Raw genomic sequence first — 21,526 nt, 5'->3', positions numbered from 1 at the left:
GCCGGGGCGTGGCGCCCCCACCCGACCAATTCCTTCACGCACGAGCGCGCTGCAAAAGCAAGCATTTGACCCGGGGGGCTGTTGGCCCCGGACACAGATGCCTGATGACCGCGACCGACCGGACGCAGCAGCGGACGCCCTCGACGACGTCGGGGCGGACCTCGGCGGCGTCGACGACGCCGACGACCCGGACATCGCGTTCCGGGGTGGCAAGTGGCTGAGTGCGTTCCCACTCGCGTTCTTCGTCCTCTGGGCGATCGTCCAGAGCGGCGTGCTCCGCATCGGGGACACGACGGGGCTCGTCGCGGGGATGCTCGTCGGCCTCATCGGCGGGCTGTTCCTCGTGAAGGGCTCGTGGACGACGTACGCGAACACGATCTTCCAGGGGATGACGCGACGCGTCGCCGCGACCGCCGTCGTCGCGTGGCTCTGGGCGGGGATGTTCGCGGCGACCATCCAGACCGGCGGGTTCGTCAGCGGGCTCGTGTGGGCCGCGGACGTCGCCGGCCTCACCGCCGGCCTGTTCCCCGCGGCGACGTTCGTGCTCTGCGCGCTCCTCGCAACCGGAATCGGGACCGGGTACGGCGCCACCGTCGCGTTCAGCGCGCTGTTCTTCCCCGCCGGGGTGCTCCTCGGCGCGAACCCCGTGCTCCTGTTCGGGTCCATCCTCTCCGGCGCGGTGTTCGGCGACAACCTCGCGCCCGTCTCGGACACGACGATCGTGAGCGCGGTCACGCAGGACGCCGACATCGGCGGCGTCGTCGCGTCGCGGTTCAAGTACGCGATCGTCGCGGCCGTGTTCGCGTTCGTCGCGTACCTCGCCGCCGGCCAGGTCATGACGGGCGTCGAGGTGTCCGGGCAAGCGCAGTCGGTGTTCGTCGAGAACAGCGACCCGCTCGGGCTCGTCCACCTCGTCTCGATGCTCGTCGTCATCGGGACCGCGGTGAGCGGCCGGCACATCGTCGAAGCGATCTCGTGGGGGCTCGTCGTCGCGGCCACGTTCAACGTCGCGCTCGGGCTCGCGCCCGTCTCGGAGATGCTCGTCTTCCGGGCGTCCGACGAGCTCGCGGCCGCTCAATCCCTCGAGTTCCTCCCGTTCGTCGAGCTCGTCGACGTCTCCCAGCAGGGCGTGAGCGCGAGCGTCGGCGGCAGCCTCTACTCGGGCGCCGCCGGGTTCTTCCCGCTCATCGTCCTCGTGCTCCTCATCGTCGCCGGCGCACAGATCATGATCCGTGGCGGCGGGTTCCAGGCGATCCAGGACTGGCTGCTCGAATCCGTCGCGACGTCGGTGCGGCGCGCGGAGACGACGATGGTGCTCGGCACCGCGCTCGTGAACGCGATGATCACGATCAACACCGCCGCGGAGATCGCGATCGCGCCGTACGTCGCGCGCCTCGGCGAGCGCTTCAACGTCAACGGGTACCGGCGCGCGAACATCCTCGACGCGAACACGAGCGCGCTCGGGTACATCTTCCCGTGGTCCGGCGGGCTCCTCGTCGGGTACGCGACCCTGACGGAGCTCCCGAACCAGTACGAGTGGTTCACGCAGGCGATGGTCGTGAATCCGGCCGACGTGTTCCCGTACGTCTTCCACGGCTGGCTGCTCGTGGGCGTGTTCCTGCTCTCCGCGCTCACCGGGTTCGGGCTGGAGTACACCACTGACCGCGAGGCCGAGGAGGTGGCGCGCGTATGAGCCTCCTCGAGAAGTACACGAAGGGCTGGGGGTTCCGGACGCGCAAACCCTCGTTCGGTGTCGACGACGAACTGTCGGCGTTCGTCACGGGCGTCGACGACGACGGCATCCCGCTAGTCCGCATCGGCGACACCGTCCTCCGCCTCGAGGACGGCGACCCGGGGCTCGTCGACAAGCGCGTGCGCTGTCGCGTCACCGCGTTCGACGCGGACGCGGCCACCGGGACCGTGGTCTACCTGGAGACCGTCGGCGAGTCCGCGTTCTGAAGGGCCCGCGCTCCCCGACTTCGCGCTCCCCGGCGCCGCGACCCGCGGTCAGTACGTGCCGACGGCGCCGTCCTTCCGCGGTTCGGTGGCGGCCGAGAGCGTCCCTTTCTGGTTGCGGACGAGTTGTGCGCCGCCGAACATGCCGGTGTGGAGGACGCCGGTGTCGTGGCCGCGGCGATTCAGGGGGCCGCCGACGCGCTGCGCGAGGTCGGGTTCGAGCGCGAGCGAGCCGTCCTCGCGGTACCGCCAGCGCGGTGCGTCGAGCGCCGCCTGGATGGGCATGTCGTAGTCGACGACGTTCGAGACGACCTGGACGTGGCCCTGTGGTTGCATGTAGCCGCCCATGACGCCGAACGCCGCCCAGTCGTCCGCGTCGAACCGCGCGATGGCGGGGACGAGCGTGTGGAACGGGCGCTTCCCGGGTTCGAGCGCGTTCGGGTGGTCGGGGTCGAGGGAGAACGACGCGCCGCGGTTCTGGAGCGCGATACCGGTGTCGCCGGCGACGAGCCCGGAGCCGAACCCGGCGAACCGCGAGTTGATGTAGGAGACGACGTTCCCCGCGTCGTCGGCGACGCACAGGAGGACGGTGTCGGCGTCCTCGGCGTGCGCGTCCGGGACGCCGAAGGAGACGTCGCTCGGCTCGTCGTCGACGTCGGCGGCCCGTTCTCGCGCCCACGCCTTCGACCCGAGGTCGGGGACGTCCTCGTACGCGGGGTCCGTGATGTAGCGGTGGCCGTCGTGGAACGCGCGCTTCGTGGCCTCCGCGAACGCGTGCACGCGGTCCGGGGAGTCGTGGTCGTGCTCGCCGGCGCCGATCTCTTCGGCGACGTTGAGGGCTTCGAGCGCGATGAGCCCCTGGTTGTTCGGCGGGAGTTCGTACACCTCGGCGCCGTTGTACGTCGTGCTGACGGGGTCGACGAACTCGGGTTCGAACGCGGCGAGGTCCTCGACCGTCATGAACCCGCCCTTGTCCTGGACCTCGGTCGCGATGGCTTCGGCGATGTCGCCCTCGTAGACGACGTCCGCGCCCTCGTCGGCGATGCGCTCCAGCGAGCGTCCGAGCTTCGGGAGCGCGACCTGCTCGCCGACGTCGGGGGCGTGCCCGTTCGGGAGGAAGGCGTCGCGAGCGTGCTCGTCCGCGAACAGCTCCTCGCCGTGCTGCCACTGTGCGCTCACGACCTCCGTGACGGGGTAGCCCTCGATGGCGTACCGGATGGCTGGCTGGAGGTTCTCGCCGAGCGTCCGCCGCCCGAGTTCTTCAGTTGTCGTCTCCCAGCCGCGTGCGGTCCCCGGGACCGTGACGGCGTGCGGGCCGTGCATCGGCATCTCCACGTCGCTCGGGTCGACGTCGTCCTCGGCGTCTTCGGCGAGCGCCTCCCGCACGCGCTCGCGGGTCGCGCCCTGGGGTGCGCCGCCGCACGAGCGCATCGCGCCGACGTCGCCGTCCGCGGTCCGGTAGAGCGCGAACACGTCGCCACCGAGCCCGGTCGACGTCGGTTCGACGACGTTCAGCGCGGCGGCGGTGGCGACCGCCGCGTCGAACGCGTTCCCACCGTCCCGTAGCGTCTCCACGCCCGCCTGCGCCGCGAGCGGCTGACTGGTCGCGACCACGCCCGACTGGCCGTACACGGTCGACCGCCGCGACGAGAACGAGTCCAGGTCCGGAGCTGTCATGCTCCCGCCTACCGGTCCGTGCGGTATAATCACAGTGCCCACGGACGGTGCTGCCGGTGCCGGCCGTCACCACCAGCGGCGACGGCGACCCGGGACCGCGAGCGCGTCGGCTCTCCGGACGTTCAGGCCGCTGACTCGCCCGCGGCGTCGTCTCCGCGGACGCGAGCGCGCTGCTCGGGGACGGCGTCGAGGTCGGGGTCGACGTCGCCGAGGACGAGCATCGCGTAGTATCGGAGGTACGTCTGCACGGGAACCTGGACGAGCGCGACGACCGCGAGGACCGCGAGCGCGTAGACCGCGCCGACGAGCACGAGCAGCGCGATACCGGCGGGCTCGGAGACGAACGCGAGGACGAGTCCACCGACCGCGAACAGGACGCCGAACGGGACGAGGAGCGCGAGCGCGAGCACGAGCGTGACGACGGCGACGAGGATGCCGCCGAGGATGCTGAGGAAGAACGACGCGACGAGGTACGCGAGGAACTGGAGCGGCTCGGTCCGGACCGACGGCCAGAGGCGGCGCCAGCCCGCGAGGACGCCGCACTCCTCGAGGAGCATGATGGGGACGACGAACACGGTCGTGAACCCGTTCACGAGGCCGACCGTGATGGCGAGGACGACGAACACCGGGAGGAGCAGGAGGAAGAACGCGATCGCGAGCCCGCCGCCGACGGATGCGACGTCGAGCGCGCCGACGATGACGGGGATGGCGAGCACGAGGACGCTCCCGAACACGAACGCGAACAGGGCGAGCCGGAACCCGAACAATCGGAGGCCCTGCCGCCAGTGCGCGCCCCAGTACTCGCGGACGCGAACGGTCTCCTCGCGGAGCGACTGCACGAACACGAACTCCATCACGGACCCGACGAACCCGAACAGGACGACGAGCCCCAGGGCGAACACGACGACCGCTGCCGCGACGAGGAGTTCGACGCCGCCGATGGGCTCGAAGACGACGTTCGGCGGCCCGCCACCGCCGTTCCCGCCGCCGCCGCCGAACGTCCACTGGACGCTGTTCGCGTTCGCGCCCGGACCGCCGATGAAGAACGCGACGATCGCGAGCCTCACCCACGTCGAGCGGTCGACGGGTCGGAGGAAGCCCGTCGTCGCGTCGAGCGCGTCGTCGAGGTTCTCGAGGGCATGCAGCGGGGCCATGGCGCGCGCTACGCCGCCACGCCTGATAGTAAATCGCCGCGAATCCGTGGTAAGCGGTGACTTCCGCGGTCACGCGACCGGGACTTCCGCGGTCACGCGACCGGGATACGACGGTTTTTGCCGTGGCGGCGAGAACGCCGACGCGTGCTCAACGTCAACATCTCCGACTTCATGGTCGAACTGAAGGACGGCTCCATCAAGAACGTCGGCGCGCCGACGAAGTCCGCGGAAGCGAAGCTCTTCGACCCCGACGACGTCGAAGTCCGCGAGTTCGGGGACAGCCAGGTGAAGGTCGTCGCGACCGACGCGTCCGGGAACGAGGTCCAGATCGCGATGCTCGCCGACCAGTTCGAGGACGTGCTCGACGACGCGAACGCGCTCCGCGAGGAGAGCCGCGTCTTCGAGTGAGAGCGCCCCGGCTTTCGACGGGCGGGTGCGTCGCTGGCGGCGTCACTCAGCGGTCGCGCGAACGCAGACGAACACGGGATGCGTGGACTCCTTCTCGTAGCGCTCGGGGCGCTGTTCGCGGAACGCCTCCGTGGGTTGCGGTTCGTGGACGTCGTCGAGCCGGAAGCCGTTCGCGAGCAGCGGTCGGAGCAGCTCGCCGAACGGCCGCCGATAGTACGGCACCTCGACGTCCCACTCCTTCGTCAGCCGCTCTATCTCGAAGTAGTTCTCGGCGTCGGGCGCGTCCGGACCGAACTGGTCGAGCGGGTGCCCCGTGGAGAACACGAGGAACCCGTCGTCGCGGAGGACGCGCCGGAACTCCCCGAAGACGCCGTCCCAGTCGCGGACGTAGCTGAGCGCGAGCGCGCTCACGACGCCGTCGAACGCGTCGTCGTCGAACTCGAGGGGCTCCGCGAGGTCGCCCTGGTGGAACTCGGCGGGTGCGTCGTCGGGGACGGCGTCGCGAGCGTGCGCGAGCATCTCCTCGCTGACGTCCACGCCGACGACCTCGGCGCCGCCCTCGACGAGCCACGCCGTGTACGCGCCGGTCCCGCAGCCGGCGTCGAGCACGCGCTCGCCCTCCACGTCGGGCACGAGCGACGTCGTCCCGGGGAACTCCAGGTGCGCGTTGTACGCGTTCTCCCGGACGTTCACGGCGTACGAGTCCGCGAGTTCGTCGTAGGCGTCCCTCGCGAGGCGCTCCTCGGACCGGTCGGGGTCGTCGGCTGTACCGGGGTCGTCGTGGACTGGAGGGTCCTCGGCTGGCATGGGGACGGAACTTGCGGTGGCGGCAGAGTAGCCGTTTCGGTCGTCGTCGCGGCGTCGTGTGGTCGGTCGCTCTCGTCGGCTCACCCGAGGACGGTGACGGCGCCGGCTACGACGATGAGTGCCGCCCCCGCGACGACGAGCGCGGTCTCGAACGGGCCGGGCACGCGCTCGTCGTCGCTCCCGGACGCTTCGGCGACGGCGCCGGATATCATCCCGAGGGCACCGACGAGCGTCAAGGCTGGAACGGCGGTGGCGTCGCCGGTGAGGAGCGTCGCGGCACCTTGCGCGCCGAGCACGCACCCGGAGACGACCAGCGAGACGCGGTGGAGGAGGGCACGGTCCATATCGGTGGCAGTTGAGCCGGGCCGATAAGCGTTGCCGACCACCCAAGACATTTCGGTGGTCGCGTCGACGGTCGGCGTAGATGCTCCCGGCGCTGCTCCCGGACGTCGCGACGCTCGCGGCGTACACCGTCGCCGCGGTCGGCCTCGTCCTCGCGCCCGGCCCCGATACGGCGTTCGTGCTCGCCCAATCCGTCGGCGGCGGCCGTGGAACCGGCGTGCGCGCCGCGCTCGGCGTCGCCGCGGGCGTGCTCGTCCACACCGTCGCCGCGGTCGCCGGCCTCTCCGTGCTCTTCCGCGTGTCCGCGGTCGCGTACGACCTCGTCCGGCTCGCGGGCGCCGCGTACCTCCTCTACCTCGGCGTCGCGACGCTCCGCCAGGGCGACGGCGGCCTCTCGGTCGACGACTCGACCGCCAGCGATAGCTTCCGGCAGGGCCTCGTGACGAACGTCCTGAACCCGAAGGTCGCGCTGTTCTTCCTCGCGTTCCTCCCGCAGTTCGGCACCGGCCTCGAACTCCTCCCGCTCGGCGCGCTCTACGCCGCCATCACGGCCGCGTACCTCGGCGCGCTCGCGCTTGCCTCCGGGACCGCCCGCGCGCTCGTCGACCGACCCGGCGTCCGCACGTGGCTCCGCAGGGGCTCGGGCGGCACGATGCTCGTGCTCGGCGCCGCCGTCGCGCTCGGCGACGCCGACGTCGTCTGACACTCTCACCTGCCGGCTGGCGGGTGCGACAGTGTCGCATCCAGTTCCGAGGGTCTTTAGGCCGCGAACAGACTGAATCCGCTAATGACCGATACCGCCGCCATCGAGGTCTCCGACCTCGTGAAGGAGTACGGCGACCTCCGCGCGCTCGACGGCCTCGACCTCCGCGTCGAGGACGGCGAGTTCTTCGGCCTCCTCGGGCCGAACGGCGCGGGGAAGACGACGTTCATCGAGATACTCGTCGGCCTCACGCGGAAGACGAGCGGGCACGCCGAGGTGTTCGGGTACGACGTCGTCGACGACTACCGCGACGCCCGGAACGCCATCGGGCTCGCGCCCCAGGAGTTCAACGTCGACCGCTTCTTCCCCATCCGCGAAGTGCTGGAGCACAAGGCCGGGTATCACGGCATCCCCCCGAAGGAGGCCGAGCGCCGGGCGGACGCGGCCCTGAAACGAGTGGGTATCTACGACAAGCGCGACGAGCGCTTCGACTGGCTCTCCGGCGGGATGAAGCGCCGGCTCCTGCTCGCTCGCGCGCTCGTCACCGACCCGGACCTCCTCATCCTCGACGAGCCGACCGCGGGCGTCGACGTCCAGCTCCGCCGCGACCTCTGGAACGTCGTCCGCGACCTCAACGCGAACGGGACGACCGTGCTCCTGACGACGCACTACATCGAGGAGGCCGAGCGCCTCTGCGACCGCGTCGCCGTCATGGACGAGGGGACCGTGCTCGACGTCGCCACCCCCGAGGACCTCATGAGCAGGGGCACGGACACCATCACGATAACGCTCGCCGACGAACCGAGCGAGGTGCCCGCGTTCGACCTCGACGCGGTGCTGGACGCCGCGGTCGAAGCCGACCGACTCACGGTCCGCGTCGAGGACGGCGGGCGCGCGGTCGCGGACGTCGTCACCGCCCTTCAGGCCGCCGGCCACCAGGTCGTCGACCTCGACGTCTCCCGCACCAGTCTGGAGGAGATCTTCGTCCAGATGACCGGCGACGACGCGAGCACCGCGCGCGACGACGGCGACGCTGGCAACGGCGACGCTGGCGGCCACGACGCGGGCGACGACGAGTCCCCCGCCGAAGCGGAGGTGTCCCAGGTATGAGCGTCGCTTCGAGCATCCCGGGCGTCTCCACGGGCACGGTCACGCTCGTCCGCCGCGAGATACTCCGGTACGTCCGCCGCCCGCGGAACACGTTCCTGCCGCCGTTCATCAACAACGTCCTGTACTTCGCGGTGTTCGGCGTCATCCTCGGCGAACGCATCGGGAGCTACGGCGACGGCATCCCCTACATCCTCTTCGTCCTCCCCGGCCTCGTCGTCCTCGGCGCCGTCTCGAACGGCTTCGAGAACGCCTCCTTCTCGATATTCCACGGCCGCTGGAACGAGTACATCCACGAGGTCCTCACGAGCCCACTGAGTTACGGGCAGACGACGTTCGCGTACGTCGCCGCCAGCACGCTCCGCGGCGTCCTCGTCGGCATCATCATCGCGATAGTCGGCGTCGCGTTCACGGTCGCCCACCCCGCGTACGACCTCGTCTCCATCGCGCACCCGCTCTACCTCGCGGTCGCGCTGACGCTCGTCGCCGCGCTGTTCGCGTGCATCGGCGTCGTCGGCGGCCTCTGGGCGCGCGACTTCGACTACCTCACCGTCCTCAACCAGTTCCTCATCCGCCCGCTCGTCTTCTTCGGCGGCGTCTTCTACCCGCTCGACGCCCTCGACGGCCTCGCGTACACCCTGAGCTTCCTCAACCCGATGGTGTTCACGGTCGACGCCGTCCGCTACGGGTTCCTCGACGTCAACGTCCTCGACCCGTGGCTCTCCCTGGGCGTGCTCGCCGGTGCGACCGCGGTCGTGTTCGCCATCGACGTCGCGCTCGTCAAACGCGGGTACGGACTGACGGAGTGAGAGGAGTTACACCGCCGGCGCCCGAATCCTCCGCTATGACGGACTTCGAGACGCTCGCCGCGAACGTCGATGCCGACCTCGAACGCGAGCACGTCGCGGTGAACGGCGTCCGCCTCCACGTGGTCACCGCCGGCCCCGAGGACGGCGACGTGGTCGTCTTGCTCCACGGGTTCCCGGAGTTCTGGTACTCGTGGCGCGAGCAGATTCCCGCACTCGTGGACGCGGGGTATCGCGTCGTCATCCCGGACATGCGCGGGTACAACGAGAGCGAGAAACCGCGCGGTATCGACCAGTATCGCATCGACCTGCTCGTCGGGGACGTCGTCGGACTCGTCGAGCACTACTCGGCTTCGGGAACGGCGCACGTCGTCGGCCACGACTGGGGTGGCGCGGTCGCGTGGTCGGTCGCCATCCGCGAGCCCGACGTCGTCGGCCGGCTCGCCATCCTGAACGCGCCCCATCCCGAGCGGTTCCGCGAGCTCCTGCGTACGCCCGCGCAACTCAGGCGCTCGTGGTACATGTTCGCGTTCCAGCTCCCCGCCCTCCCCGAGTTCGGGCTGGGGCGGGACGACGCCGAAGCGATCGGGCGGCTGTTCGCGGGGTCGATGCCGCGCGAGGAGACCAAACATTACCGCGAGGCGTTCCTGCAACCCGGCGCGGCGACCGCCACCGTGAACTACTATCGGTCGTTCATCCGCGAGGGCGCCAGGGACGAACTCCCGTTCGCGTCCGCGCGCATCCCGATGCCCGACGGGCGCGTGGAGGCGCCGACGCTCGTCTGCTGGGGGCTCGACGACGAGGCGCTCGTCCCCGCGAACGCGGACGGCCTCGACGAGTGGATTCCCGACCTCACCGTCGAACGCATCCCGGACGCCAGCCACTGGGTCCAGATTGACGCTGCCGACCGCGTGAACGACGCACTCCTCGCGCACCTCGACGCGGCATGACTCCGCACCGCGACGCGGCGTGACTCCGCAGCGCGACCGTGCCACGACCCACTCGGGTTTACGTGAGACGTAAACCTCCGCGTGGCTTCGTGGTGGGTGTCCCTCGAACGCTCGATTCGACGGACGACCCGGGCCGCGAGCAGCGCGCGCCGCCGGCGCGTGCTGCGAGCAGGGGGAGGGCAGGCGCGGTGCGGTGGCGGTCGCGGTGCGGTCGCGGTGTCGTCCAGCGCACTCACCGAGCGCGAGCGAGCGAAGCGAGCGAGTCGCTCGGCCTTTTTTCCAGCAACGTTTTTTCAAGCCCGGCGAGACGGCAAGCCGTCTCGCTGCCCCACGGGCGACCAGAAGTCGCCCGTGGACGGGGGTGCGCCTGTGGCGCACCCTCCGCAGAAAAAAGGTTGTTGACCTCAACTCGTAAGGGCCACCGGGTCGAACGCCCGGGTATGACAGACGACGCCGACCCGCTGGCGTGGGAGACCCGCGCCAGCGACGTCGCGTACGCGTGCCCCGGGTTCGAGGTCGTCCATCAGGACGTCCGGCTCCCCGACGGCACCGACACGGACTTCGATTACCTGACCGAACCCGAAGCGGTCGTCGTCCTCCCGTTCGCTGCGAACGCGAGCGACGGCGACGACGCCAGCACGGAGGACGGCGACCTCGGCGCGCTCGACGCCGGCGAGGTCGTCGTCATCGAGGAGTGGCGGCAGGCCGTCTCTCGCGTGAACCGCGGACTCCCAGCGGGCAGCATCGAACCGGACGACGACGACCTCGCGGTCGCCGCTCGCCGCGAACTCCGCGAGGAGACCGGGTACGAGGCCGGCGACGTCTCGCACCTCTGCACGGTCGAGCCCGCGAACGGTCTCCTGGACTCGGTGCATCACGTCTACGTCGCCACCGGCTGCGAGCCGGCTGGCGAGCAGGAACTCGACTTCAACGAGAGCATCCGCGTGGACACCACCGGGTTCAGCGACCTCCTCGCCGCGGTCCGCGACGGCCGGATACGGGACGGTCGGACGCACGTCGCCGTCACGCGGTACGCGCTCGAACGCGCACTCGGCGACGCCCACGACGCGACCGGCGGCGCGGAGCCGGCTGCCGGCGAGGCGGCCGACGTCGTCGACGCGAACGCTCCCGCGACCCAGGGTGGTGATGGAGCGTGAGCGACGACCGCGGGTCCGACGACGGCACGGAGCGCGAGTGGGGCGACGACCGCGGAACCGACGACGGCGCGGAGCCCGAACTCGGCGAGGACACCGGCTGGACCGACGACGGCGACGAGTGGAACGACCCCGCGAGCCTCCGCGAGAACGACCCGGGACGCGACGGCAGCGCCGACGCCACCGGCGGGCGCGTCGAGGCTGGCGCCGACAGCACGCTCGCGCCCTGGGAGACCGGCGTCGGCACGGGCGGGTTCCTGCGAGCGTTCGGCGAAGCCGTCGGCGTCATCGTCCTGTCGCTCGTCGTCGCACTCGTCCTGGCGCTCGGCACCGGCCTCGTGATGCTCCTCGCCGGGTTCGAGGTGACGTCCACGCCGACGCTCATCGTCTCCCTGACCGGCACCCAGGCGGGGTTCGCGGTCGGCGTCTACGCGTACCTGCGCTGGCGGAACGAACCGATCTCGAACCTCGGCGTCGCGGTCCCCGACGTCAAGGGGCTCGTGCTCGTCGTCGGCGGCCTGCTCGCCACGCTCGCCCTGTCGCTCTCGGCGAGCATCGCGGTCACGCTCCTCGAACTCCAGCCCGCGCAGAACGCGACGACGTCGCAGGCCCAGAGCGACCCGACGTCGCTCCTCCTCCTCATCCCCGTCATGCTCCTCGTCGTCGGCCCGTGCGAGGAACTCCTGTTCCGCGGGGTCGTCCAGCGCCGCATCCGCGAGCGAACGTCCGCGCCGGTCGCCATCGTCCTCGGCGGCGCGCTGTTCGCGAGCATCCACTTCGTCGCGCTCATCGGCGACCTCTCCGCGGTCGCGACGACCATCGGCATCCTGTTCTTCCCGTCGCTCGTCTTCGGCGCGATCTACGAGTACGGGAAGAACATCGTCGTGAACGCGCTCGTGCACGGGCTCTACAACTCGGTGCTGTTGGCGCTATCGTACCTCGCGCTCCAGTTCGCGCCCGAGAGCGCGGGGTCCGACGGCGCCGCTGCGGTCCTCGACGTGATCGCGATACTGCTCTGAGCGCCACCACGACCCTTCGGCATCGGGACGACGCCACTGGCCGCCACCAGAACGACTACGCTCGCAGAGCGCCTACTCGCGAGTGTGAAGGCAGCTAACGCATCGGTCGCGGGGGTCGTCGTCGCCGCACTCGTCTTCGTCGCGTACGGCACGCTCGTCTTCGATGGCGTCGTCGGCACCGTCGTCGTCGCGGTGGCGCTCGCCGCGGTCGTCGCCGCGGTCGTGCTCTCGCGGCGCGAATCGGCCTGACGCCCCCCGGGCGACGGCCGCTGTGACGGGTTGGACGGACCGCGGCGGCGAAGACGACACCCTTACCGACGCGAGGGGCGAACCGCGGAGCAATGAGAGACCACTTCGAGGCGCGCGACTGGGACGGCGCGGGCCGCGTCGGTCGACTCGACGTCCCGCGCGCCGGCGTCACGGTGGAGACGCCCGCGCTCCTCCCCGTCGTCAACCCGAACATCCAGACCCTGGAGCCGCGCCGGATGGAGACGGAGTTCGGCGCGCAGATCCTCATCACGAACAGCTACATCATCAAGACGAGCGACGGCCTGCGCGAGGACGCGCTCGACCAGGGGCTGCACGACCTGCTGGACTTCCACGGCGCCATCATGACGGACTCCGGGAGCTTCCAGCTCGCGGAGTACGGCGACATCGACGTGACGACCGAGGAGATACTCCAGTTCCAGTACGACATCGGGAGCGACGTCGGGACGCCCGTGGACATCCCGACGCCGCCGGACGCGAGCCGCGAGCAAGCCGCCGAGGAACTCCGGACGACCCAGGAGCGGCTCGGTATCGCGGAGGGCGTCGACGTCGGCGACATGCTCGTGAACGCGCCCGTGCAGGGGTCGACGCACGCGGACCTCCGCGAGGAAGCCGGACGCCACGCGGCGAGTACGGACCTGGACGTGTTCCCCGTGGGCGCGGTCGTCCCGCTGATGAACGACTACCGGTACGGGGACATGGTGGACGTCGTCGCCGCGGCGAAACGCGGCCTCGACCAGGACTGTCCCGTGCACCTGTTCGGCGCCGGGCACCCGATGATGTTCGCGCTCGCCGCGGCGATGGGCTGCGACCTCTTCGACTCCGCGGCGTACGCGCTCTACGCTCGCGACGACCGCTATCTGACGGTGCGAGGCACGAAGCACCTCGACGACCTCGAGCACCTCCCGTGCCCGTGCCCGGTGTGTAGCGAGCACACGCCCGCGGAACTGCGCGCGCTCGGCGAGCGCGAGCGCGGCGACGAGCTCGCGGCGCACAACCTCCACGTGTCGTTCGCGGAGATGCGGAGGGTCCGCCAGGCCATCCGGACCGGGTCGCTCATGGAACTCGTCGAGGCGCGCGCCCGTGCGCACCCGGCGATGCTCGACGGGTATCGCGCGGCGCTCGACCACGCCGAGCAGCTCGAACGCACGGATTCGGCGTCCAAGGACACGTTCTTCTACCTCTCCGGGGAGAGCGCGCGTCGCCCGGAGGTCGTCCGGCACCACGAGCGCCTCGACCGGCTCGCGCCCGAGGGCGACGTGCTCCTCACCGAGGGCGACAACGACGACGACTTCGACGAATCGTGGACCGTGGAACCGCCGTTCGGGCCGTTCCCGCGCGCGCTCCGGAACACGTACCCGTTGACCGCGGAGGTTCCCGAGCGGCTGGACGGGGCGGCGTTCGACGCGGCCGCGGACGGCGTCGCAGCGCTCTGTGCGGGCAGTGACGCCGCGTTCACGCTCGCGCACCGCGACTGGCCGGAGCGCGCACTGGCGCGGGTTCCCGAGGACGTGTCGCTCGTGAACCTCCACGGTCGCGAGCACTGAGGGAACCTCTCGCGAACCTCGATGCGCTCCTCGTCGCGGATCGCGAAACCGCTCGTTCGTGCGCTGGTCGACGGGCGACCGGCGGCTGGCGCTCGCGGTCGACGACGCGCGGATTCACCGGCGGGCGCTCCACTGCGTGGGACGCGCGACGACCTCGTGAGAGAATCAGCGAACCACTGGCTCCCGGGTCTTCGAAAGGGGGGGAATGGGGGAAGTGAAAGAGGGAGTGCCTCTGACACGGATGCCCACCTCGGCATCCACAACCGAAGACGTCGTACCGGTTAATTAATTTTTGGGCGCCGGGCATCTAGCACGCATTCGGGGGACGCGACGACGTCACTCCCTTGGAGATTATTGGGAGGATACTGAAGTAGGATTTAGGGAACCTCATGGTATTCGCTGGTGGTCGCTGTCCATCCGATGCTCGGCCGCTCGGCCGAGCCGGCCGTCGGGCGCGCAGAAGGGAAGATACAGGGGAGCGCGGCCCCGACGACGCGTCATGACCGAGTACTTCGAGGTGCTCTCGCGCGACGGCGCCGCGAGAGCCGCCGAACTCCGCCTTTCCGACCCCGTGGCGACGCCGGGGCTCGTCGACGACGTCGTCGAGAACGCCGGCGGTATGTGGCCCGAGCACCGGGACGTCCCCGACGGCGACGAGCGCACGCTCACCGTCCTGCCCCACCGCGGCCTCCCCGCCGGCACCGCCGACGAGGTCGCCGACTCCTTCGCCGTCACCGCGCCCGACGTCGACTACCCGAGCGCCGCCGTCGTCAGCTCGAACCACGTCGAAGCCAGCGGCGCGGACGCGTACGTGCTCTCCGACGTCCAGGGGTTCCTCGGGCACGCTCGCGGCTTCAAGGACGCCATCCTCGCCGTGAAGGACGCCGTCCCGGAGGACGCCGCCGTCTACCTCTCCGGTGCGGCGACACCGCGGAACGTCGCCGTGCTCGCGTACGCCGGCGTCGATCTGTTCGACGCCGACCGCGCCGTCGCGCTCGGCACCCAGGGCCGGTACCTGACGACCGACGAGAACCACTTCCTCGACGACCTCGACGAACTCCCGTGTGCGTGCGAGGCCTGCCGCAAACCCCGCGAGGCGTTCGACCGGCAGGATTGCGTCGACCACAACGTCGCCGTCCTCGAAGCGGAACTCGCGCGCGTCCGCCGCCGCATCCGCGACGGCCGCCTCCGCGACTACGTCGAAGGGCAGGCGCGCCAGGACCAGTGGCTGACCGCGCTCGTCCGCGAACTCGACCAGGAGTGGGGATACCTCGAGGAGCGGACGCCCGTCTACCGGAACGCGCACATGGACGCGACGACCGAGGACACCCTCAACCGCGTCGAGATACAGCGGTTCGCGCAGCGCGTCACCGAACGGTACCGGAACCGGTTCGACGCGCCGCTCGTCCTCGTCCCGTGCTCGGCGACCAAACCCTACAGCGACTCCCAGAGTCACTACCAGTTCCGCGAGGTCATCCGGTACCGCGCGCACCTCGCGTCCATCACCTCGCCCATCGGCGTCGTCCCCCAGGAGCTCGAACTCACGTACCCCGCCCAGCACTACGACACCGTCGTCACGGGCGAGTGGACCGCCGGCGAGGTCGAGTTCGTCGCCGAGGTCCTCCGCCGGTACCTCGACGCGAACGACTACCCGCGCGTCGTCGCGCACGTCCCCGACGACTACCGCCCCATCGTCGAACGCGCGCTCGAATCCCACCCCGACCTCGACGTCGAGTTCACGGTCGCCGACCACCCCACCACGGACGAGAGCCTCGCGAACCTCGCCGCCGCACTCGAAGGGGAGTCCGCGTACGGGAAGCGCGAACGCCAGCGTAACACCGTCCGCGCGCTCGCGGACTACCAGTTCGGCGCCGACGCCGGCGACGACCTCTTCGGCGACTTCACGGTGACGAGCCGGTACCCGAAACTCCAGATTCGCGCGGACGAACCGCCGACGGCGGGCGACGACCAGAACGCCGCACCGCAGCTCGCGACGATGGTCCCGAACTACGGGACGCTCTCCTTTACCCTCCGCGGGGCGCGCCGCTGGCTCGAGAGCGACGTGCCGACGAAGCGCGTCGAGATCGACGGGTTCGTTCCCCACGGGAGCGTGCTCGCGCCCGGCGTCGTCGACGCGGACTCGGACATCCGCGAGGGCGACGAGGTCGTCGTCCAAGGGCCGAAGGCGTTCGCCATCGGTCGCGCGCAGATGCACGGCGACGCCATGGTGGAATCGACGCGCGGCGAAGCCTGCAGCGTCCGCCACGTCGAGGAGACGTAGGCTCGACGCACCGCCGCTCGCGGGCGATTCGAGCGACGCGCTCGCACGAACGAACCTGTTGCGTACCGTCTTTATGAGGCCGCGAGCGCTTGATACGGTATGATTCTCGATGCGGTCGGGAGGACAGTCACGGGTGGGTCGTCGTGAAGGACCACCCGTTCCCGGAGGAGGTGCTGTTGCTGACGGCCGGTGACGGCGTCGTCAAGCCCGGGCGGCTCCCGGAACTCCTGTCGGTCGTGCAGGCGGACCTCTCGCTGCGCCTGCAGGAGTACCGCGAGCACCACGAGTGCGCGTACGAGGACGACCACCTCGTCGCGTTCTTCGTCGCGGCCGACCACTGGCCGGCCATCGCGGACCGCCTCGGGTTCGAGACGGGCGCGGTCGACGCGACGCGGTCCGCGCACGCACGATTCCTCCTCGGGCTCGGCACGGACGTCGACCGGACCGACGAGTTCGAGACCGCGCTCGACGTCCAGGACTGCGTCGTCATCGAGAAGACCGCAGCCTGACCGCGCCGCGCTCGCCGAGCGCGTCGCTCTCCGAGCCACCGCAAGGTTTCTGCCCGCCGGCGTGCACGACCGAACGTGACCGCTCGCTCGCGCTGGCTCCTCGTCGCCGTCCTCGCCCTGGTCGTGCTCGTCGCGTCGCTCGTCCCCGGCGGTGGCGGGTCGCTCTCGAGTCCCTTCGGCGTCGTCGGCGCCGACAAGTGGCTGCACGCGGCCGGGTACATGGTCCTCGCCGCCGCCGTCACGTACGCCGACGGCCGCGCGGTCGTCGGCGTCGCCGCGGCCGTCGCGTACGGCGTGCTCGTCGAACTCCTCCAGCTCGGCGTCCCCTATCGCTCCGCGAGCGCGCTGGACGCGCTCGCGAACCTCGTCGGCGCGGCCGCCGGCGCGCTCGCCGTCGCCGCGGTCGTTCGCGCCGCCGAGCGTTACGCCGGGGACGCCGCGGCGCGCTCGACGCGCGACAGGTAGCGTTCGAGGACCGCGGCCGCGGCCGCCCGCACCCGCTGCGCGCCCAGCGACGCGACCTTCCCGGCGACGTCCATCGTCGCGTCCACGCGCACCACCGCACCCTCGGTGACGTCCGCGACCGCGACCACGACGCGCGCGTCGAACGACCCCGCGTCCCCGTCGCCGCCGCCCGAGAGCACGAGCCGGCCAGCGTCGTGCTCTTCGACCGTGAAGTACGACTCGAAGGACGCACCGGTCCCGACCGCGGACCCGTCACCGACCTCCGGGACGCCGTCGGCGTCCCGGCCCGCGGGTGCCGCGACCGTCCCGACGAACGTGTCGCCGCGGCGCACTCGAGGTGGCGGGTCGCGGACGCCGGCTCCCGGCGCCCCAGCGCGACCCGTCGACTCCCGCGTCTCCTCGCGTGCCACGCGCTCCGCGCCCCCGAGCGTCTCCGGGTCAGCGAGCACGTCGAACACCGTCTCACCGTCCACGTCGACCGTCCGTTCGACCGATATCGTCAGGTCACCGATGACGTTCGTCATACCACCGCTTGGGGTCCCACGAGGGTGAGCGCGACCCCAAGGTGCCTTGGGCGAGCGCGGCGGCGTCCGCCCGCCGACGCCGACTACTCGCTCGCAGTCGTGCGAATCTCGAAACGCGCGCCGTCATCGGCCGACGCCCCGACCGCGACCGACCAGTCGTGCGCTCGCGCGATCTCCGCGACGATACCGAGCCCGAACCCCGTCCCGTCGGTCGCCGTCGAGTACCCCATCTCCATCACCGCGTCCCGGTCGTCCTCGGGGATGCCGACGCCGTCGTCCGCGACGAAGAACCCGGTCCCGTCCGCGAGCGCCCCCACCGTCACCGTCAAGTGGTCAGCGCCACCGTCCGACGCGGACACCGGCGCCTCGTCCGAGGACGTCTCGGACCCGGTCGAGCCGTGTTCGATACTATTTCGGAACAGGTTCTCGAGGAGTTCCTGGAGTCGGTTCGGGTCCGCGTCGACGTGGAGGTCGTCCGCGCGGACGTCGAGCGTGGCGTCGTCCGTGTCGACGTGACGCCACGCGAGCGTCGCCGCGGTCGCGACGTCCACGCGCTCGGTGTCGCCGACGACGTCGCCCTGGCGGGCGAGCGTGAGGAGTTCGTCGAGCATCGCCTCCATCCGCGTGAGTTGCGTGCGGACCTCCTCGACGGCGGTCACGTCCCCGGACTCGAGCGCGAGGTCCGCGTACCCGCGAGCGACGCTCAGCGGGTTCCGGAGGTCGTGACTGACGACGCCCGTGAACGCGTCCAACCGCTCGTTCTGTCGTTCGAGCTCGCGTTCGCGCTCCTTCAGCGGCGTGATGTCCGTGTAGATGAAGTACCCCGACCGGGTCTCGTCGTCGCCCGCGACCGGAACGCTCCGCAGGAGGAACCGTCGCGTCCCCGTCTCCGTTCGCCGCTCCACCTCGTCGTCGAGGCGCTCGCCGTCGTTCACCGCCGCGTGCAGTTCCTCGGCGGCGTCCCGGTCGGCCTCGGGGACGAGCAGGTCTGTCACCGGTTCGTCGATCGCGTCCGCTGGCTCGTACCCGAACGCACGGACGAACGCGGAGTTCACGCGGTCGACGACCGGGCGACCGTCGACGAGCCGGTACTGGAGCGCGGGGTCGGGGACGTTCTCGAACAGCGCCGCGAACCGGTCGCGTTCGCGCGTCACGAGCGCCTCGTAACTCACGCGCTCCCGGGCGTGCTCGACGTACGTTACGAGCAACTCCGCGAGCTCGCGGTCGGTGTCCGTGAACGCGTCCACGTCCGTCGACAGCGCCTGGAACACCGCGTCGTCACCGACGGGTATCGAGAGCGTGGACCGATACGCCGGGTCCGTCGGCGCCGCGTCCGCGTCCGCGTTCAGGTCCGGAACCACCTCGGTCTCGCCGCGACGGAGCGTCCGCCCGGCGACGCCCTCGTTCGCGTCGAGCGTCGGCGCGTTCGGCTGGAGTTCCACCGCCACCGCCGCCGCCGGCACGAGCCGGTCGTCCTCGACGCAACAGACGACGCACGCGTCGAACGCGAGCACGTCCGCCGCCGACTCCACCGCGATGTCGAAGATCTCCGATTCGGCGTCAGCCCGCGAGAGCGCCGTCGCTGCGTCGTGCAGGCGCTCGATTCGTTCGCGGGTCGCCGCCATCCTGCCCCTCGTAGGACGGGGGGACTCTTGACTGTACGGGCTCGATGAATCGGGACCGGACAGCGACCACCCCGGCGAGCGCGAATCAGGCGACGGGGTAGAACGGCGGGGTGAGTCAGGCGACGGGGTAGAACGGCGGGGTGGGTCAGGCGACGGGGTAGAACGGCGGGGTGGGTCAGGCGACCGGGTAGAACGGCGGGGTGAGTCAGGCGACCGGGTAGAACGGCGTGAGTTCGTTCGACCAGTGGAGTTCGTCGTCGTACACGACGAGATAGCCCTCGTCGTCGAGGAAGTCCGCGAGCTCGGTCGCCGACAGCTCGAACGCGAGGCCGTTCGCGAGCAGGCGCGGTCGGACCTCCGGGACGTCCGGATGCCAGAACAACCCCGCGGTCGGTCCACCCGCCTTCCCCGTGACCGCGAACGTCCCGTCGCCGTTCGCGACCACGTGCAGCGGGATGTAGTTCACGCTGTCGTCCGCCTGGAGCGTGTGCGTGCCGTCGCCCGCGACCACCACGTCGAACGCGCCGTCGACGTACCGGTCGACGAGCCGACGCGACAACTCCAGGCCGAACCCGTTCACGAGCAGGCGGACGAACGACTCCGCGGCCGTCCGCGACACCGCGCCCGTCCGACTCGCGCCGGCGACCGCGCCGGCGTCCACGAGCGACCGCGCGACCGCGCTCGCCGCGTCCGCGTCAGTCGACGCGCCCGTCAAGTCGAGCGCGAACAGGCGCGCGCCGACCGCCTCGACCGTCTCCAGGTCGAGGACGCCGTCCGCGCACACGACGCCACCGTCGGGCGTGCGCTCGGCGACGACGTGCACGAACGCACGCCGCTCCGCGAGCGCCGCCGCGAGGTCCGCGGTCGTCGCGTCCCGTCGCTCGACCACGGACAGGTCGACGAGCCCGTCGTAGTGCCGGTAGAACGCCGTCACCGCCTCCTGGTCGCCGTCGCGGCCGTGTCCGACGACGAGCACCTCCGGCTCGCCGTCGTCCAGGCCCGCGTCGAGATGCGAGAGGTAGTTCTCGTACGCCGCCGGCGACGCCGCGTACGTCCCCGGGCGCGTCCCCGGTGCGAGCCACGCGGACGTCACGGACGGGTCCGCGCTCGCGCCGACCGCGTCGAACGCCGACGGCAGGTAGACGCGCGCCTCGTGGTGCGCGAGATGCCCGAGTGCGGTCGCGTACTCGGCGGTCGGCTCGACGAACGCGACGTGCGAGCGCGCCGGGAGTCGACTCCGGATGCGCTCGAACGGCGCGTCCAGGTACGCCACGAGGCGCTCGGCGGGCGTCGCATCGAACAGCGCGTCCGCGTCCAGGCCGACGTCGTCGAGGAACTCGGCCTCCGCGAGGTCCGTCCCGCCGCGCGCCGAGTTCACGAGACAGTCCGCGTAGAACGTCCGCTGGAAGACGTCGTTCGCCGCCACGCCGAACTCGGGGAGCGCCGGGAACTCGTGGACGACGTCGTGCTCGGGAACGCGGAGTTCCGGCGTCTCGCGGTCCGCGACGCGGACGTCGGCCGCGAGGTGGTACGCGAGCGGCGCCGCCGGAATCCCGTACGCGAACTCGTCGGGGAGCACCAGCTCGATACCGGTGTCCGGCACGGCGTCGGCGACCGCGTCCGGCACGTCGGTCTCGTCGCCGAACGCGATACGGGGCGGGTACTCGCGCCACCCCGGGAGCGTCCGGTCCGGCCCGAGCGACAGGTACGCCGACGACAGCGCCGACAGCGCGGTCGCGAGCCCGCTCGCCGTCGCCGGCACCGTCACCGTCTCCTCGGGGTAATCCACGAGACTCCAGTAGCCGAACGTCACCGCCGTCGGATGCTCGAACGACAACCGGACGCGGCCGTCCGCGAGCCGCGCGAGCGTCCCCGCGCCCGTGAACTTCAGGTACGCACCGAGCTGCGAGGTGACCTTCACCAGGTGCGCGTCGTCCGCGAGCGACCACGTCTGCGTTCCCTCGCCGAGCTTCTCGAACCCCTCCGCGTCCGCGTCGCCGAGCTCCACGAGGTCCTCGCCGAACGTCAACTGGGTCGCGCGCGCCGCCACGAACTCGTCCAAGCCCTTCACGGGGATGGCTTCGGGCGTCGCGTCGTCGTCCCACCCGACGACGTCGATCGCGAGTTCGTGACCGACCCGGTCGACCGCGCGCAACGTCGCGTCCGACAGCCCCACCTCGACCATTACCCGCAGTGCGGTCGACGAGCGTATTAGGCTTGCGGGC

21 protein-coding genes are annotated in these 21,526 nt (G+C 71.0%); 14 read left to right on the top strand and 7 right to left on the bottom strand.

Annotated features, from left to right (window positions below):
- Nucleotides 1-97: 97 nt before the first annotated feature.
- Both VYJ16_RS14005 and VYJ16_RS14000 read left to right on the top strand, forming a co-directional pair.
- Nucleotides 98-1,693, top strand: a complete 1,596-nt coding sequence (locus VYJ16_RS14005) for a Na+/H+ antiporter NhaC family protein (RefSeq protein WP_336350924.1) — start codon at nucleotides 98-100, stop codon at nucleotides 1,691-1,693.
- Nucleotides 1,690-1,959 carry a DUF7513 family protein gene (locus VYJ16_RS14000; RefSeq protein ID WP_336350923.1) on the top strand — a complete coding sequence of 90 codons (270 nt, stop codon included), beginning with the start codon at nucleotides 1,690-1,692 and terminating at the stop codon, nucleotides 1,957-1,959. The genes VYJ16_RS14005 and VYJ16_RS14000 overlap by 4 nt, the downstream gene beginning before the upstream one ends.
- Nucleotides 1,960-2,007: 48 nt before the next feature.
- Here the strand turns inward: VYJ16_RS14000 and ggt are convergent, their stop codons facing one another.
- Complete coding sequence (ggt, locus tag VYJ16_RS13995; RefSeq protein WP_336350922.1) at nucleotides 2,008-3,633, bottom strand: gamma-glutamyltransferase; 1,626 nt, start codon at nucleotides 3,631-3,633, stop codon at nucleotides 2,008-2,010.
- Between the two features lie 122 nt (nucleotides 3,634-3,755).
- A complete protein-coding gene (locus VYJ16_RS13990; RefSeq protein WP_336350921.1) occupies nucleotides 3,756-4,787 on the bottom strand; it encodes a DUF7544 domain-containing protein in 1,032 nt (343 codons plus the stop codon).
- Nucleotides 4,788-4,931: 144 nt separating this feature from the next.
- Between VYJ16_RS13990 and VYJ16_RS13985 the strand changes: the two genes are divergently transcribed.
- Entirely contained in the window at nucleotides 4,932-5,195 is a 264-nt protein-coding gene (locus VYJ16_RS13985; protein WP_336350920.1) for a hypothetical protein, read from the top strand.
- Nucleotides 5,196-5,237: 42 nt separating this feature from the next.
- On the opposite strand, the gene VYJ16_RS13980 is transcribed toward VYJ16_RS13985, so the two are convergent.
- Both VYJ16_RS13980 and VYJ16_RS13975 read right to left on the bottom strand, forming a co-directional pair.
- Nucleotides 5,238-6,002 carry a class I SAM-dependent methyltransferase gene (locus VYJ16_RS13980; protein ID WP_336350919.1) on the bottom strand — a complete coding sequence of 255 codons (765 nt, stop codon included), beginning with the start codon at nucleotides 6,000-6,002 and terminating at the stop codon, nucleotides 5,238-5,240.
- Nucleotides 6,003-6,082: 80 nt separating this feature from the next.
- Nucleotides 6,083-6,346, bottom strand: coding sequence for a hypothetical protein (locus VYJ16_RS13975; protein ID WP_336350918.1), 264 nt, complete (start codon nucleotides 6,344-6,346; stop codon nucleotides 6,083-6,085).
- Between the two features lie 80 nt (nucleotides 6,347-6,426).
- Here VYJ16_RS13975 and VYJ16_RS13970 point away from each other — a divergent pair, with 80 nt between their 5' ends.
- The 11 genes from VYJ16_RS13970 (at nucleotide 6,427) to VYJ16_RS13920 (ending at nucleotide 17,152) form a co-directional block, all read left to right on the top strand.
- Nucleotides 6,427-7,047 carry a LysE family translocator gene (locus VYJ16_RS13970; RefSeq protein WP_336350917.1) on the top strand — a complete coding sequence of 207 codons (621 nt, stop codon included), beginning with the start codon at nucleotides 6,427-6,429 and terminating at the stop codon, nucleotides 7,045-7,047.
- Between the two features lie 84 nt (nucleotides 7,048-7,131).
- Nucleotides 7,132-8,157, top strand: a complete 1,026-nt coding sequence (locus VYJ16_RS13965; RefSeq protein ID WP_336350916.1) for an ABC transporter ATP-binding protein — start codon at nucleotides 7,132-7,134, stop codon at nucleotides 8,155-8,157.
- Nucleotides 8,154-8,963: an ABC transporter permease gene (locus VYJ16_RS13960; protein WP_379762444.1), complete on the top strand. Its 810-nt coding sequence runs from the start codon at nucleotides 8,154-8,156 to the stop codon at nucleotides 8,961-8,963. Before VYJ16_RS13965 ends, VYJ16_RS13960 begins: the two co-directional genes overlap by 4 nt.
- A gap of 35 nt (nucleotides 8,964-8,998) precedes the next feature.
- Complete coding sequence (locus VYJ16_RS13955) at nucleotides 8,999-9,910, top strand: alpha/beta fold hydrolase (protein ID WP_336350915.1); 912 nt, start codon at nucleotides 8,999-9,001, stop codon at nucleotides 9,908-9,910.
- Nucleotides 9,911-10,350: 440 nt separating this feature from the next.
- Complete coding sequence (locus tag VYJ16_RS13950; RefSeq protein WP_379762442.1) at nucleotides 10,351-11,067, top strand: NUDIX hydrolase; 717 nt, start codon at nucleotides 10,351-10,353, stop codon at nucleotides 11,065-11,067.
- Nucleotides 11,064-12,083, top strand: coding sequence for a CPBP family intramembrane glutamic endopeptidase (locus VYJ16_RS13945; RefSeq protein WP_336350914.1), 1,020 nt, complete (start codon nucleotides 11,064-11,066; stop codon nucleotides 12,081-12,083). Before VYJ16_RS13950 ends, VYJ16_RS13945 begins: the two co-directional genes overlap by 4 nt.
- An 84-nt stretch (nucleotides 12,084-12,167) precedes the next feature.
- Nucleotides 12,168-12,332, top strand: coding sequence for a hypothetical protein (locus VYJ16_RS13940; protein ID WP_336350913.1), 165 nt, complete (start codon nucleotides 12,168-12,170; stop codon nucleotides 12,330-12,332).
- A 92-nt stretch (nucleotides 12,333-12,424) separates the two neighbouring features.
- Nucleotides 12,425-13,897: a tRNA guanosine(15) transglycosylase TgtA gene (gene tgtA, locus VYJ16_RS13935; protein WP_336350912.1), complete on the top strand. Its 1,473-nt coding sequence runs from the start codon at nucleotides 12,425-12,427 to the stop codon at nucleotides 13,895-13,897.
- 499 nt (nucleotides 13,898-14,396) lie between these two features.
- The gene (arcS, locus tag VYJ16_RS13930) at nucleotides 14,397-16,178 is read left to right on the top strand and encodes an archaeosine synthase subunit alpha (protein ID WP_336350911.1); all 1,782 of its coding nucleotides are present in this window, start codon (nucleotides 14,397-14,399) and stop codon (nucleotides 16,176-16,178) included.
- Between the two features lie 143 nt (nucleotides 16,179-16,321).
- Nucleotides 16,322-16,687 (top strand): DUF8048 family protein, encoded by a 366-nt coding sequence (locus tag VYJ16_RS13925; RefSeq protein WP_336350910.1) that lies wholly within the window; start codon nucleotides 16,322-16,324, stop codon nucleotides 16,685-16,687.
- Nucleotides 16,688-16,762: 75 nt separating this feature from the next.
- Nucleotides 16,763-17,152, top strand: coding sequence for a VanZ family protein (locus VYJ16_RS13920; RefSeq protein ID WP_336350909.1), 390 nt, complete (start codon nucleotides 16,763-16,765; stop codon nucleotides 17,150-17,152).
- Here the strand turns inward: VYJ16_RS13920 and VYJ16_RS13915 are convergent.
- From VYJ16_RS13915 to VYJ16_RS13905, 3 genes are all read right to left on the bottom strand, one after another.
- A complete protein-coding gene (locus VYJ16_RS13915; protein WP_336350908.1) occupies nucleotides 17,110-17,676 on the bottom strand; it encodes a hypothetical protein in 567 nt (188 codons plus the stop codon). The two genes, VYJ16_RS13920 and VYJ16_RS13915, sit on opposite strands and share 43 nt — an antisense overlap.
- A gap of 83 nt (nucleotides 17,677-17,759) precedes the next feature.
- Nucleotides 17,760-19,301, bottom strand: a complete 1,542-nt coding sequence (locus VYJ16_RS13910) for a sensor histidine kinase (RefSeq protein WP_336350907.1) — start codon at nucleotides 19,299-19,301, stop codon at nucleotides 17,760-17,762.
- Nucleotides 19,302-19,506: 205 nt separating this feature from the next.
- Nucleotides 19,507-21,486, bottom strand: coding sequence for a hypothetical protein (locus tag VYJ16_RS13905; protein WP_336350906.1), 1,980 nt, complete (start codon nucleotides 21,484-21,486; stop codon nucleotides 19,507-19,509).
- Nucleotides 21,487-21,526: the final 40 nt, after the last annotated feature.

Origin of the sequence: Halorubellus litoreus (genome assembly GCF_037081675.1) — an archaeon.
Lineage (GTDB): Archaea > Halobacteriota > Halobacteria > Halobacteriales > Natrialbaceae > Halorubellus > Halorubellus litoreus.
The sequence above is the reverse complement of the archived record's forward strand: the minus strand, read 5'-3'. Positions and strand labels throughout refer to the sequence as shown.